The sequence below is a fragment of the Bacillota bacterium genome (genome assembly GCA_012727955.1).
Taxonomy (GTDB): domain Bacteria; phylum Bacillota; class Limnochordia; order DTU087; family JAAYGB01; genus JAAYGB01.
Genome location: JAAYGB010000045.1, coordinates 1 through 15017, shown reverse-complemented (window position 1 = coordinate 15017; position 15017 = coordinate 1). Strand labels below are relative to the sequence as shown.

Here is a 15017-nt window from a genome sequence, read left to right as displayed (position 1 = left end):
TACCACCAAATCGCCTCCTAGCCCTAGGTTTTTACTCAGGGGTTCGCCTAGAGCCAGGTCTTTCCTGCCAAGAGCCTTAGCCTTCGGTGGTGGAACTGGCCAACTCCGCCTGCACCACAATCGCGCACTCTAGCCGCTTTCGCATCAGACGACAGCCAATCTCATCGGGTGTACTGATGTTACCGGCAAGTTTTTCATTATTGGCATGGCACCCACCACTGCAGAAGAGCTGGGCCCAACAGGATTCACACTCTTCCTTGGTAAAGACGTTAGTCGCCTTAAATTGCCTCACCAACTCCGAGCGCACTATTCCCTGGGACACATGCCCCAACCGGTACTCATCCCGCCCCACAAACTGATGACAGGGGTAGATATCTCCCTGAGGCGTCACCGCCAAATATTCATGTCCCGCCCCACAGGCTGCCACTCGCTTGGCAAGACAGGGACTGGCATCGAGATTAAGGTTGAAATGGAAGAAGTCAAAGGGACGGCCCTCGCGATGGGCCTGAAGATATGCCTCTGTCAGCAGTTCGTACTGCTGCTCCAGAACCGGTACGTCTTCAGGTTTGAGGGCATAATCATCTTCGGGATCGGTAACCACCGGTTCTACGGAAATCCTGCCAAACCCTAACTGGGCCAGGTGAATCACATCCTGGGCAAAATCGGTGTTGTAGTGGGTATAGGTTCCCCGCACATAGTACTGCTTGTCGCCGCGCCTTTTGGCCATCTCCAGCATCGGCTGCAAAACCAAGTCGTAGGCTGAACCCCGCCCGTTAACGGTTTGTCGCATTTCGTCGTTAACCTCTCGCCGACCATCGAGGCTGAGAACGACATTGTACATTTCCCGATCCAGATAATTGATGATTTCATCGGTAAGCAGGACCCCATTGGTGGTGATGGTAAAGGATATATCTTTACCCAGCTTGGCTGCCTGGGCCCGCCCATACTCCACCGTGGAGCGGACAACATCCATATTCAACAGGGGTTCCCCCCCGAAGAAGTCGATCTCAACGGCGGTCTTGGGTCCAGAAGCCTCTAGCAGGAAGTCGACAGCCTTGTGGGCCACCTCCTGGCTCATGTTCATCCGTTCACCACCAAAGCTGCCCTTGCCGGCAAAACAATATTGGCACCGCAGGTTACAGTCGTGGGACACATTCAGGCACAAAGCCTTGACATAGGTAGGCTGGGACACATATTGCTGGGCGATTTCTCTGTAGCCAGGATGCCACAGCATCCCCTGCTCCTCCAGAACCAGAAAATCCGCCAAGATCCCCTCCACCTCAGCGTCGGCAAACTCTTGGATCAAAGCTTCCCGGTCTGCTTCAGACAAGGTGGACACCGGTCCCGGCAGCCGGTTAAGCACCTGCCAAGCCAGTTCATCGCAAACATGGATGGACCCACTGCCGCCATCGACGACATAATACTGTCCGTTGTACTCAAAACTATGAATCAAGTTCTTCACAGCCTTTCCCCCGATCCTCGCCAGGGCTCGTCCCCCTAGCGAAATTTAGCGGATCACAGGAAAGACTCGCTCCGATTCGAGAGCGAGTCTTTCAGGACTAATCCTATCAATCCGTCACTACTTCCCTTGCTCACAAGGAATATTACCTACTGTACAAGAGGTCTTGCAGGCTGACTGACATGCAGCATGGCATTGCCCGCAACCCGCGGTTTTCTTCAGAAGATTTGTACTGGTTAGAGTCCTGATGTGGGAATGATTGGTTTGCATACTAACTCCTCCTTGACAGTTACTTATGAGCCTATGAACGCAATTCTTCTGCAGCCTTACTCAACTGCTGCTCCACCAAATGACAAGCAGCCCAGTGGCCATCGCCGTAATCCTTAAAGACCGGCTCCTTCACCTTACAGATGTCCATGGCATAGGGGCATCGGGTATGGAAGGAACAGCCTGGCGGCGGATTGATGGGAGAAGGCACATCGCCTTCCAGCAGAATCCGTTCCCGCTTGGCCTGGGGATCTGCTATCGGAATGGCCGACAACAGTGCCTGACTGTAGGGATGCAAAGGATTATCATACAGGGACTTCTTGTCCGTTAACTCAACAATCCTACCCAAGTACATTACGGCAACACGGTCGGAAATATGCTTGACCACGCTCAAATCGTGGGCGATAAACAGGTAGGTCAACCCAAATTCTTCCTGCAGGTCCTGCATCAGGTTGATGACCTGGGCCTGAATCGAAACGTCCAAGGCCGAAACTGGCTCGTCACAGATGATCAGCTTCGGATTAACGGCCAAGGCCCGGGCAATTCCAATTCTCTGTCGCTGCCCGCCGCTGAACTCGTGGGGGTACCGTTTGGCATGATAGGAGGCAAGTCCAACGACCTCCAACAATTCTTGCACCCGCTTATCTCTTTCCGCTCCCCTGGCGATCCCATGGACCATCAAGGGTTCTCCCACGATATCACCAACGGTCATTCTCGGGTTCAGAGAAGCGTAGGGATCCTGGAAAATAATCTGCATATCCCGACGCATCGCCCGCAATTCCTCTCTACCCAAGCTGAGAACGTCCTTGCCCTGGAATCGCACCTCTCCTGAGGTGGGTTCAATCAGTCGCAGAATCAGCCGACCGGTAGTGGACTTTCCACACCCAGATTCTCCCACAAGACCCAGGGTCTCTCCGGCTTTGATGTCAAAGGTTACTCCGTCGACGGCTTTCACTGCACCCACCTGACGGGAAAAGATCACGCCCTTGGTGATGGGGAAGTGTTTGACTAGATCCTTTACCTCTAGTAGCGTTTCGCCATTAACCGCTGCCATCTACCCCACCTCCTTCAAGGACTCTATCTCTTTGTAGCGGACACAGGCCACCTGGTGGTCGCCACCTACATCCACCAACTCCGGCATGGCCAGCTTACACTCCTCAGTGGCATACTTGCAGCGAGGGTGGAATCGACATCCCTCGGGCATAAAGGCTGGATTGGGGACCACGCCAGGAATGGCTTGCAGCCGCTCTCGTTCCTCGTTCAGCTTCGGGATCGAGCCTAGCAATCCCAAGGTATATGGATGAGTCGGATTGGAGAATATCGTATTGACATCTCCCCGCTCGACGATTTTACCGGCATACATAACAGCAACCTCATCACATAACTCAGCGACCACGCCAAGGTCATGGGTAATCAACATGATGGAGGTGCCCAATTCATCCTTCAACTTCCGCATTAAATCCAAAATCTGCGCTTGAATCGTTACGTCCAATGCCGTGGTGGGCTCGTCAGCAATCAATAACTTGGGATTACAAGACAAAGCCATGGCAATCATTACCCTTTGTCTCATCCCACCACTGAGCTGGTGAGGGTACTCATCCACCCGCTGTTCCGGCGAAGGAATACCAACTAACCGCAACATCTCAATCGCTTGTTCCCTAGCCGCAGACTTAGACAAGCCCTGATGCAAGACAATGGCTTCAATGATCTGATCGCCAATGGTAAACACCGGGTTCAGGGATGTCATAGGCTCTTGGAAGATCATGGAAATATCATTTCCCCGGATCTTACGCATCTCAGCCTCTGATTTCTTCAGAAGGTCCTCGCCTTCGAAGATAATCTCTCCTGCTTCTATCTTGCCAGGCGGATTCGGGATAAGGCCCATCACTGACAGAGATGTCACACTCTTGCCGGATCCGGATTCACCGACAATGCCGAGAGTGGTACCCTTATCCAGGCTGAAGTCCACTCCATCGACAGCGGGGACAACTCCGTCCTCTGTATAAAAGTACGTTTTGAGGTTTCTTACCTCAAGCAAACGTTCCGCCAACAATCTTCGCCTCCTTTTTCCCTATAACAAGAACAACCCGCCTCGTAAACCAGTCCATAACAAGATTTATTCTACAATCTTGCAGCAGAATCCTCTCTTGCCGAGAATTTGCCGTGATTTTATCGGGAACATCCTCTCATCGCGGAGAAAAATCGATAATGGCAGGGTTGTCGTTGTATATTCCATAGGCTACAACAAATCCCCTGCCATAAAGAAGAATCATTTGGTTGGCAACCTTCTGAAAGGGTGGCTGCATACATATGCAGATCTGTGAATTACCGTTCCACGAAGGAGTATACCACCTGCTGAATTCGGTGCAATACTCCGCCGATGGCTTCCACGACGGGATGGTTGGCCTTAGCACCCTTTTCCAAGACCACTTCCCAGTCACTATCATACATCCGATGATACCACCAATGGGCACGAATCACCCGTTGTACATAGATGCGGGTCTCGGGAAAGGGAATATCGGAGACGGTGCTCAGCTCCCCTGACCAAAGCGACTCTGTCAGCCATTTCTGTACATTACCCCTTCCGGCGTTATATGCCGCCAAAACCACCACCCAATTGCCAAACTGTTGATAGAGGGAATTTAGATACCAGCTTCCGATTCCTATGTTCACCGCCGGTTCGTACAGACTTTCATTTCCCTCTAGAGTCAGTCCCTGCTGCTGGGCAACCCAATTGGCCGTCTCTGGCATCACCTGCATCAAGCCCGCTGCCCCTTTACTGGAGGTGGATTCCTCCCGAAAACCACTTTCTATCAGAATGATGGCAGTAATCAAGAAGGGATCGAGCCCGTATTGCTCACTGCAGCGACTGATAATCTCGCCGTGATCCACTGGGTAAACCACACGAACCAAAGTCTTCCAACTAAAACCGGCGTACACTAAGCCGATGATTAGCAGCACCAAGGCTACCATAGTGATCATACGTCGGCTAAACCACACCATCCGGCCTCCCCACCATCCAATGAGCTTCCCTACCTTCCTATGATATGCCCCCCTTTGTCAGTACATGCAAACTTAGGTTACACTCCCAAGGTCTCCGCCCTCTGGCACAGCCTTTGCCACAGAATAGTGACCTGCTGTTGGGTAGCCTCTAGGGTTTCGTTATTGTCAATTACATAATCGGCTAGCCTTGCCTTCTCCGACAATGGCATCTGGGCGGCAATCCGCTCCTGGGCTTCCTGCTCACTCAAATTATCCCGATCCATTAATCGCCGCAGCTGAGTTTGACCATCGACAAACACCACTACCGTCACATCGACCTGAGAGTTATATCCCGTCTCAAAAAGGAGAGGAATGTCCAAACAAACCAATCGGTGCTGGGCTGCGGCAGCCAACTCCTCTACCTGTCGCTCCAGAAAAGCAAAAACCTCGGGATGAATAATCTCCTCCAACTGCCTGCGAGCGGTGGCATCGGCAAAGACCAGTCCCCCTAGTTTCTTGCGATCCAATTGACCGTCGGCGTGGAAAAACTCCGGACCAAAAACTGAGCGAATGCGCCGCCACGCCGGCTGCTTGGGTTCCACTACCTCTCGTGCCGCCTGGTCGGCATCCAAGACTACCGCACCCAAACTACGCAACATCCGTGTCACAGTAGATTTGCCCGAGGCGATGCCCCCGGTAAGCCCCACCCTTAACACCTTAACATCCCCCACAATCTCTTTGACCTCACTTTAGCTATCGCTGGCAATTGGGACAATGAAAGGAGCTTCGGCCTGCGACCTTCACGCGCTGCAGGGTAGTTTTGCACCGAGGACAGGGGTCTCCTTCCTTGCCATAGACCTGCAGTCTCTCCTGGTAGCCGCCGCTCTTGCCGGAACCATCGACGTAATTGCGAATTGTCGTTCCCCGATGGGTAATTCCTTCTTCGATTACGGTGACGATAGCCCTATGCAGCTCCTCCAGTTCCTTCTCGGTCAAGGACCGCCCCTCACGCTGGGGATGAATACCGGCATGAAACAGAGCCTCATCCGCGTAGATATTGCCGAGACCGGCAATCAAGCTTTGATTGAGCAGCAGCCCCTTGACCTTGGCGGTGCGACGGGCCATGACTTCCCTGAGATAATCAACGGTGAATTCTGAAGAAGTTGGTTCCACCCCCAGGGTCTGATAACCCCTGGCAGCCTCGGAGCGGTCTTTGATATGCTCCAGCAAACCAAACTTACGCTGATCAACAAAGCGCAGCTGCTTTCCTGAATCAAAGGTAAAGACCACAGCGGTGTGCTTGGCCAGGGGCTGGTCCTTGTCGGTCACCAGCAGCTGACCGGTCATCCTTAAGTGAATCAACAGCCAAGAACCATCATCTAGGGTCAGTTCTAGATACTTGCCCCTTCTGTCCACCGCAACTATGGTCCTGCCCAGCAAGCCCGAGGCAAACTCTGCCTCGGTGCGGGGACGAATTGCTCGCCAACTTAAGACCTCTACCTGGGCAATGCGCTGGCCAATGATGTGATTTGCAAGACTGCGACGAACGGTTTCTACTTCAGGTAGTTCCGGCATTGAATTGCCCCCTAGCCCTTCAATGGCTTAGTATCCCGCCAGTTGGCTCCCACTTTCACATCCACCTGCAAAGGCACACTCAACTGGACCACCGACTCCATCGTCTCTTTGATCAGGGATGCCGTCGCCTCCACCTGCTGGCAGGGCACCTCCAGCACCAATTCGTCGTGCACCTGCAGCAGCAACCGAGCTTCCAAGCCCTGGGAATCCAACTTCTCGTCGACGGCCAGCATCGCCATTTTGATGATGTCCGCAGCCGAGCCTTGAATCGGTGTATTCATTGCCGTACGCTCAGCGAAACTTCTGCGGGCCCAGTTGCGACTGGTGATGTCCGGCAAGTATCGTCGGCGATTAAAGAGGGTGGTCACATATCCCTTGGCCCTAGCCTCTGCCACCGTCCAATCAAGATAGTGTTTGACACCGGGATACCGGTCAAAGTAGCTGTCAATGTACCGCTGGGCTTCCTGCCTGGAAAGGCCAGTACCCTTGGCCAAGCCAAAACTGCTGATTCCATAGACAATCCCGAAGTTAATGGCCTTGGCAGCCTCCCGCTCCCTGGGGGTAACCTCGTCAAGCTCCAAACCAAAGACCTCCGCCGCGGTGCGGGTGTGGATGTCCTGTCCGTTGATAAAGGCGTCGATCAGACTATCATCGCCGCTCATATGGGCCAACACCCGCAATTCGATTTGCGAGTAGTCCGCCGAGAGGATAACTAAATCATCGCCGCCCGGTGTGAAGGCAGCCCTGATCCTCCGGCCTTCCTCAGTACGCACGGGAATATTCTGCAGGTTAGGGTTGGTGCTGGACAGCCGCCCCGTGGCCGTAACCATCTGATTAAAGGAGGTGTGGATGCGACCGGTACGGGGGTTGACCAAGGGTCCCAGGGCATCGACATAGGTGCTCTTGAGCTTCACCAGCTGTCGGTAATCCAGGATCTTAGCTACAATCTCATTCTCTTCTGCCAGCTGTTCCAACACTTCTGCGCTGGTTGATGGCCCTGACTTAGTCTTCTTCAAGACCGGTAACCCCAGCTTGTCGAAGAGGATCTGACCCAGCTGTTTAGGAGAGTTGATATTAAACTCCTCCCCCGCCAGCTGATAGATCTCCTCCGTTAGCTGCTCTACTCGCTGGCCAAACTCTGCGGAAATAAACTTCAATTCCTCGGTGTTAACCCTCACGCCTCGCCATTCCATCTTCGCCAAGACGGAAATCAGCGGCGTTTCCAACTGGGCAAACAACTCCAGGAGGTCATCTTGCGTCAGTTGGTCCGTCAATCGCTCCTGCAAAAGCGTCAGGTGTTTTAGCCTGCGCAGGGCAAACTCCGCCAATTGACTGGGGTCTAGGTCAGCAAAGGCCTTGGCCCTGGCTCCGGTACCGGTGAGCTCCGTCAAGGGCGGCACGTACTCATCGAAATACTGCATCACCAGGTCCTCCAATTGTTTGGAGGATTGGGAGGGGTTACACAAGTACCCCGCTAAGGCAGTATCAAAAAGCCCCTGGGGTGTAAAACCACCGACCCGCAAGCACCATACTGCCAAGGGCTTGAGGTCATATCCCACCTTGGTGACGGACTCATCGACCAGCACTGGTTCCAGGAGCTGGACTAAATCCCCTTCAGGCAAGTTGTAGTTAGACTGCAACTTGTTATCCAAGCAAACAAGGATACTTTCGCCAGCCACCCCCAGGGCAATGGCCGATACCTGTCCAGACATGGCATCGGCACCATCGAGATAGAGATCGATCAACAACTCCTTGGTGGTACCAACCTTGTCCAGTAGATTCCTGGCAGCCTCAAGACTGCTGGCAACCTCAAACTTCCAGGCGACCTCTTCCTCCCCAAAACCCAGGGATAACTGGGCACTATCATCGCTCTCACCGACCGCTGGTTCCTGGGTCCTTGGATCCAACCCCTCATTGGGAAACTTAGCTACCAGTTTGTCCAGGAGCTGCCGAAACTCATACCGCACAAAAAGATCCCGCAATTTCTCTAGGTTCCAGTCATTGGCCCGATAGCGGGAGAAGTCGATGTCAATGGGCACATCACAGTCAATGATAGCCAACTGGAGGCTCAGCTGGGCTTGCTCCTTGTGGGTGATGAGATTTTCCCTCTGCTTACCCTTTAGGTCATCGATGTGCTCGTAGATACCGCCGATGGAACCGTAGCTCTGAAGCAGTCTCGCTGCTGTCTTCGGGCCAATTCCGGGAACACCGGGGATGTTGTCGGACTTGTCCCCCATCAATCCCTTTAACTCCGCAAACTGGGCGGGAGTCACCCCGTACTCCTCCACCACCTTCTGCGGGTCATAGTGCTCCAGATCTCGAATTCCCCGGCGGGTGATCAGGGCATGGATGTTCTCGTTGACCAACTGCAGGCTATCGCGATCTCCGGTAACGATGTAGGTCAAGTACCCCGCTGCTTCGGCCTTCACCGCTGCGGTCCCAATGACGTCATCGGCTTCATAGCCGGCCAGGGACAGAATCGGTATGTTAAAGCCATCCACCACTTCCCTCACTCCATCTACCTGGGGCCGGAGCTCCTCAGGCATGGGCTTACGGTGGGCCTTGTAATCATCAAATTGGCGATGGCGGAAGGTGGGCGCGGCTTCGTCAAAGGCCACGGCCAAGAAATCTGGTTCTTCGTCCTCAATCAACCGCATCAGCATCATGGTAAAGCCCAGGATTGCGTTGGTGTACTCACCTTGACTGGAAGTCAAGGTGGGCAAAGCGTAAAAGGCGCGATGCAGCAGACTATGACCGTCCACCAACAGGGCCTTTTTCCTTTGATTCGTCATTATATCACCCCATAACTGAACCCAAGAACAGACTCTAGCGTTAGCTTAAGCCATTGCAGGATTCATATCCTACTTCATTCCAGATTAGCTAGTCCACTCCTGCCAAGGCAAGCTTGTCCCGGGATGTCTGTCCTTGCCTTGACAGGCAAAAAGCCATTACTGATTCCCCTTCCTGACGATGATATCATGTAAGAGCCGGAATTATCGGATTTAGAAGGGAGGAGGACTGCAGTGAAAACAAAACAATTGCTAATGATCGCCTTGGGCATCACCGTCATCTTGGTTGGTTCTGCCCTGGGCGCGATGGCCGCTGATCTCACCGACATTGCACAGTCCTGGGCAAAGCCCCAAATTGAAGATCTTGTTCACGATGAAATCATTTCCGGATATCCCGACAAAGCTTTTAGACCCGACAATACTGTCACCAGGGGCGAATTTGCCAAGCTGCTCACTAAAGCCTATGACCTTGAGGCCAAGGAATCCCGTACCTTCCCTGATACCAAGGGACACTGGGCCAAGTACTATGTGGATGCCGTCACCAGCAACGACTTGACCGCTGGTTACACCGATGGCACCTTCCGCCCCGATGTCGCCATTACCCGAGCGGAAATGGTGTCCATGGTGACCAAGACCCTGGAGCAAGAGGGCAAACTTGAGGGGCTAGACCTATCCGAGACCCCAGAGTTCTCTGACGTGACACCGGAATTTTGGGCCGCGGAAGATATCCTTGCCGCCGAGAAGTTGGGCCTACTCCCGGAACACTTCTTCCCTGAGTTCAAACCCAACGCCAAGGCAACTCGAGCGGAAACCGCCTACGTCATTGCCGAAGGTCGTGAAGTAGAGGCACCGGCGACGGAGCAAGCCCAACTGGACAGGGGTCAGGTCAACCTCATCGATTCCGTTACCGATGCAGCCGTGGAACTGACGCAGGAACTCTTTACTCCTACCCAGATCCAGGCGGTCTTGAGCGGAGATTGGGGTAAGGTAGCCCAAGGATTGCAGTACAGCGCGTATGACCGTCTGACGGCGATGCAGCTGGCCCCCTGGGAAGCTGAGGCCGTCTTGTCCCGAGATTGGGCAAGTCTCGCCAGTTCCGCCAAGGACCGATTGGCCTCTGCCGTCGGTGAAGTTGCCGATCTGTCTCCGGAGTTGAGTACAGCCCTTGTCAATATGGATTGGCAGGCAGTTCAGGAGTATGGACAAGTGGAGATCACCCAGAAACTCCTGGCAGGGATCCTACTCTAACACTAAACTATTCTCCACCAAAGCTCAAACCCCGGCCTATTGCCGGGGTCTTTCTTTTCCATGGCCCCACCGCAAATCACCTGTCCCACCGCCAAAGCTTGATCCGGTTGTGGTTGGGATCCCAGGCAAAGATCCAGTGGGTCATCAAAGGGGCAACTTTGCTGAAGGGTACATATAACTGTTCCTGGCGTCTCCAGGCGGCAAATCCAGCCCCACCCCCTTGAAGCTCCAACCAAACCACCTCACCAAGAACCTTCATCTCAAGCTGTGGCAATAGTGCTCGGATTGGGTTCAGAGGCAGCCAGATCTCACCGTAACCAATCAGGCCATGCCCGACGATATTGCCTTCCAGCTCGACGGTGGGAAAGGCGATGGTCGCCTTTTCCTGGGGCCACTGCCACTGGGCCTGGGCTCCTAACATAGCTGCTACCCGCTGGAGCCGGCCGTACTGCGATCTACCTTGACCCCGCACGTTTGCACCCACTAAAGCGGCGGCGGCCTCAACGGGCACCAGCAGATCGCGATCAACCAGCCGGGGCCAAAGAGCCTTCTCTTCACCCTTTGCGGCTACAGTGATGGTGGTCAGTTCCACCCCTTCCTTTCCCCCGGTAACAATGGCTCCCAGATGGTTAGCCGCAGCCTGTGATAATACATGATTGCGTCCCGCCAATCTGCGGGTAGGCAAAACTACGGGGGAAGCCCCAGCTACCGAGGAGTCCACACGCCAATTGACGATATCCTTAAGAGTCTCCGGCAAAACATAGATTTCTTCCCCCAATACCACTGCTCTTCCCAATTCTTGGCCCTTCCAGCGTAAGGTGGTCCGATAGGGTACAGGCTTATCCTTACCGTCGGCCAGGTGGAGAAATTCCGCCAACACTGCGGTATCAATGTCGCCTTCCACGCCGGCCTCGGCTAATATTTCCAAAGCATGTTCTAAACTAATAACACCCCTTTGGTAGATGTCAGGATAGACGGCAATGAGGTAGTCAGAACCGGGCACCTCTCTCTTGACCACAATGGGTTCATAGACAAAGTAAACCGGGGTGCCAATCCTTACCCTGGTGGCCAGCTCCTCGACATCGGCATTGTGCATCCGAATACACCCTAAGGAAACGTCCTTGCCGATGGAGCCGGGAGCATTGGTGCCGTGAATCCCATAGCCGGGAAACCCCAAACCCAACCACCGAGTCCCCACGGGATTGTCTGGTCCCGGGGGGATAGGTTCCAGTCCCTTTTCATACCAGTTGGGCGGATAGTAGGTGGGATTAACTACCTTATTAATAATCTCAGTCTTGCCGATGCGTGAGGGAGAAAATCGATTGCCAACGGCAATGGGATAGGTTCTTACCAAAGTGCTATTTTCATAGAGGGCCAAGGTGAAAGTGGGAATGTTGATCACGATGTAGCTCTCCTGAGCCTGGACACAGCGAGGCGAAACTACCAGACAGGTCAGGACCACCAGAAGGCAGCCAAGTCCAAGAAATGTTCTGCGGTGAAAAGCCTTGGAACCCACTAGAGAGAGCTTCCCCTCCATCTGTCCTCACCAACCTCCGTCGGAATCAGCACTAGTTTCGATTATATTCCTGAAAACTTAGAGGTATTCGCCCTTGACCCCGCGGGATTCCATTGCTATGATCTTGACGCTAATAGTTTTCATTTTCGCTTCTCCCAAACTGCCAATTGGACCAAGATCACGTCACTCCGGAACTTGCCCCAAGGAGATTCGCCGAGCCAGTTATCCCTTGCTGCCAGAAGCGCAGACTAGGCATAGACTCGGTCAGCGGCTGACTAATCAAGTGGCACATAGCAGAACCAAATTCCCGATCTAACTCAAAGGAGAGATTATGAGGAAAAGAGAAGTGAAAAGGACTGGGTGCCTAGAATGCGGACCCGAAATAGTGACAAGAAGCTTTACAGTACGCCAGGTGCAATACGTAGCTGTCCCGTCCAATGGGTTGCCTGGTCCGCAGATCAACTGAGCATCTCTCAAGTAACATGCAAACCACTGTTTTCCACTCAACAGCAGTGGTAAGGAGGGATTTTCCTTGGAACTAACACCTAATGCCAGGACTGTTCTTGAACGCAGGTATCTTGCCAAGATCGGCGATACGCAAGAGACGCCAGAGCAAATGCTGGAAAGGGTCGCCAGGAACATAGCTGAAGTGGAAGCTACCCACTATGGCGCCGATCCACAAGAGGTTGAGGACCTTTGCCGGCGCTTTTACCAAATTATGGATAACCTGGAGTTCTTACCCAACTCCCCGACCCTAATGAATGCCGGCAGGGATCTACAGCAATTATCGGCATGCTTTGTTCTACCGATTCCCGATTCCATGGAAGGTATCTTTGATGCCGTCAAGCATGCCGCCTTGATTCATAAATCCGGCGGGGGCACGGGATTTTCTTTTTCTCGACTGCGTCCGCAAAATGATGTGGTGCGCTCCACCGGCGGAGTGGCCAGTGGCCCCGTTTCTTTCCTCAAGGTTTTCAATGCCGCTACGGAAGCGGTGAAACAAGGTGGTACCCGTCGTGGTGCCAACATGGGGATTTTGCGCGTCGACCACCCCGATATCCTGGAATTCATTAAGTGCAAACAAGACAACGAGGAGATAACCAACTTCAACATCTCCGTAGCAATCACCGAGGGCTTCATGGCGGCAGTGGAAGCCGACGAAACGTACGACTTGATTAACCCCCGCACCGGTGAGCCCATGGGACAACTGCCGGCAAGGGATGTCTTTGACCTGATTGTACACCATGCGTGGCAAAACGGAGAACCGGGAATTGTCTTCCTGGACCGGATCAACGAACACAACCCCACACCGAAGTTGGGAGAAATTGAATCCACCAATCCCTGCGGTGAGCAGCCCCTACTGCCCTACGAGAGCTGTAATCTAGGGTCCATCAACCTCAACAAGTTTGTGGCTGATGGCGAAGTGCAATGGGACAAACTGCGGGAAGTGATTCACACCGCGGTCCACTTCTTGGACAATGTAATCGATGCCAATGTCTACCCCCTACCGGAGATCGAAGAGATGACCAAGGCCAATCGCAAGATTGGTCTAGGGGTAATGGGCTTTGCCGATATGCTCATCCAGCTGGGAATTCCCTATGACTCCGAAGATGGGATTGCGATGGCGGAAAAGGTGATGGGCTTCATTCAGCAAGAGGGACGAGCGGCCAGCACCAAATTGGCAGAGCTACGGGGCAGCTTCCCCAACTTTGCCGGGAGCGTCTTCGATCAGCCAGGAGCTGCGGGCATGCGAAACGCTACCGTCACCACCATTGCGCCCACGGGAACCATTAGTATTATCTGCGGTGCCTCCTCTGGAATTGAACCGTTGTTTGCCATTGCCTTTACCAGAAACATCATGGACAACGATCGGCTGGTTGAGGTGAACCCGCTCTTTGAGAAGGTCGCCCGGGAAAGAGGTTTTTACTCCGAGGAATTAATGGAAAGGATTGCTCGGGAAGGAAGCCTAGCCCACATCGAGGAGATTCCCGAGGACGTCCGTCGGGTCTTTGTCACTGCCCACGACATCTCCCCGGAATACCATGTGCGGATGCAGGCGGCCTTCCAGAAATACACTGACAACGCGGTGTCAAAGACTGTGAATCTGCCCAACAGTGCCACCGTCGAAGACGTGGCCAAAGTCTACTGGCAGGCCTATCACCTGCACTGCAAGGGCATCACCGTCTATCGGGATGGAAGTCGGTCGGGACAGGTGCTCACCGTCAAGGCTCCGGAGCCACAGGCAGACTCCGCGGATTCCCCGGGTGTGCCAACGGCCACAGTCAGACCCCGTCCGGCAACGACATGGGGGCGAACCCTCCGTATTCCCACGGCCCATGGAAATATGTACGTCACCATTAATGAGGACGAGTATGGTCTCTGCGAAGTTTTCGCCCAAACGGGAAAATCCGGTGGTGATGCCGCTGCCAACAACGAGGCGATAGCGCGGTTGATTTCCATTGGCTTGAGAGCCGGAATTCCACCGGAGGAGTTGATCAAACAACTGCGGGGCATCCGCTCCTCTACTCCTGTCTGGTTTAACGGAGGAATGGTACTGTCTGGGCCCGATGGAATTGCCATTGCTTTGGAGCAGTACTTGCATTGGCGCAACACGGGACAGGAGCCGACCAAGATTCACACCGCCGTTGACCTGGCGGCGCCCGTTGGGGAATGTCCCGACTGCGGTGGACCATTACGGTTCGTGGAAGGATGTTCCACCTGTCATCAATGCGGTTATTCCAAGTGCGGCTAAGAGACTAGCGATAGCAATCGAGTAGGAGGCGGGGTCGCCCCGCCGTCCTCTCACACCACGCAGCGTACGGTCCCGTACTGCGCGGTTCGCGTAAGCTCTAACGGCTCGCAAGATACGTAGGTACCAAGTCGATCAGGCCTTGGTTCAGCCAGTATTGGTTGTCCAAGGCCTATTTAGTTGCGGCGTGTTGGATAGGGCCCAGTAGCCTTTGCGAGAACGAGCCAGCTTCCAGGCCTCGTTTTCCGCAATCCCCAGGGTCCGCAAGTGGCGGAGTCTGGTGCCACATCGCTTCCACTGCTTCCACAGACACATGCGCAGACGCCTCCGGAGCCAGCCGGTAATGCGTTCCAGATGGCCTTTGGCGTCGGCTATGCGGAAGTATCCGAGCCATCCCCGCAGGTACCGGTTCACCAATTCGATGCGCCGGCT

12 protein-coding genes are annotated in these 15017 nt (G+C 53.9%); 2 read left to right on the top strand and 10 right to left on the bottom strand.

Annotated features, from left to right (window positions below; all coding sequences use genetic code 11):
• Positions 1-76: 76 nt before the first annotated feature.
• The 8 genes from scfB to polA form a co-directional block, all read right to left on the bottom strand.
• Positions 77-1453 (bottom strand): thioether cross-link-forming SCIFF peptide maturase, encoded by a 1377-nt coding sequence (gene scfB / locus GX030_08115; GenBank protein ID NLV92342.1) that lies wholly within the window; start codon positions 1451-1453, stop codon positions 77-79.
• Between the two features lie 126 nt (positions 1454-1579).
• Entirely contained in the window at positions 1580-1729 is a 150-nt protein-coding gene (gene scfA / locus GX030_08110; protein ID NLV92341.1) for a six-cysteine peptide SCIFF, read from the bottom strand.
• A gap of 31 nt (positions 1730-1760) precedes the next feature.
• Positions 1761-2780, bottom strand: a complete 1020-nt coding sequence (locus GX030_08105) for a dipeptide ABC transporter ATP-binding protein (GenBank protein ID NLV92340.1) — start codon at positions 2778-2780, stop codon at positions 1761-1763.
• Positions 2781-3776 (bottom strand): ABC transporter ATP-binding protein, encoded by a 996-nt coding sequence (locus GX030_08100; protein NLV92339.1) that lies wholly within the window; start codon positions 3774-3776, stop codon positions 2781-2783.
• A 275-nt stretch (positions 3777-4051) separates the two neighbouring features.
• Positions 4052-4729 carry a lytic transglycosylase domain-containing protein gene (locus tag GX030_08095; GenBank protein ID NLV92338.1) on the bottom strand — a complete coding sequence of 226 codons (678 nt, stop codon included), beginning with the start codon at positions 4727-4729 and terminating at the stop codon, positions 4052-4054.
• A gap of 77 nt (positions 4730-4806) precedes the next feature.
• Positions 4807-5424 (bottom strand): dephospho-CoA kinase, encoded by a 618-nt coding sequence (locus GX030_08090; GenBank protein ID NLV92337.1) that lies wholly within the window; start codon positions 5422-5424, stop codon positions 4807-4809.
• 37 nt (positions 5425-5461) lie between these two features.
• Positions 5462-6283: a bifunctional DNA-formamidopyrimidine glycosylase/DNA-(apurinic or apyrimidinic site) lyase gene (gene mutM, locus GX030_08085; GenBank protein ID NLV92336.1), complete on the bottom strand. Its 822-nt coding sequence runs from the start codon at positions 6281-6283 to the stop codon at positions 5462-5464.
• Between the two features lie 11 nt (positions 6284-6294).
• Positions 6295-9075: a DNA polymerase I gene (gene polA, locus GX030_08080; GenBank protein ID NLV92335.1), complete on the bottom strand. Its 2781-nt coding sequence runs from the start codon at positions 9073-9075 to the stop codon at positions 6295-6297.
• Positions 9076-9306: 231 nt separating this feature from the next.
• Between polA and GX030_08075 the strand changes: the two genes are divergently transcribed.
• Positions 9307-10320, top strand: coding sequence for an S-layer homology domain-containing protein (locus GX030_08075; GenBank protein ID NLV92334.1), 1014 nt, complete (start codon positions 9307-9309; stop codon positions 10318-10320).
• A gap of 76 nt (positions 10321-10396) precedes the next feature.
• Here the strand turns inward: GX030_08075 and GX030_08070 are convergent, their stop codons facing one another.
• Complete coding sequence (locus GX030_08070; GenBank protein ID NLV92333.1) at positions 10397-11722, bottom strand: L,D-transpeptidase; 1326 nt, start codon at positions 11720-11722, stop codon at positions 10397-10399.
• Positions 11723-12368: 646 nt separating this feature from the next.
• On the opposite strand from GX030_08070, the gene GX030_08065 reads away from it, so the two are divergent.
• Complete coding sequence (locus GX030_08065; GenBank protein NLV92332.1) at positions 12369-14588, top strand: vitamin B12-dependent ribonucleotide reductase; 2220 nt, start codon at positions 12369-12371, stop codon at positions 14586-14588.
• 144 nt (positions 14589-14732) lie between these two features.
• Here GX030_08065 and GX030_08060 read toward each other — a convergent pair.
• The coding region (locus GX030_08060) for a hypothetical protein (GenBank protein NLV92331.1) at positions 14733-15017 on the bottom strand (285 nt) is incomplete at its 5' end.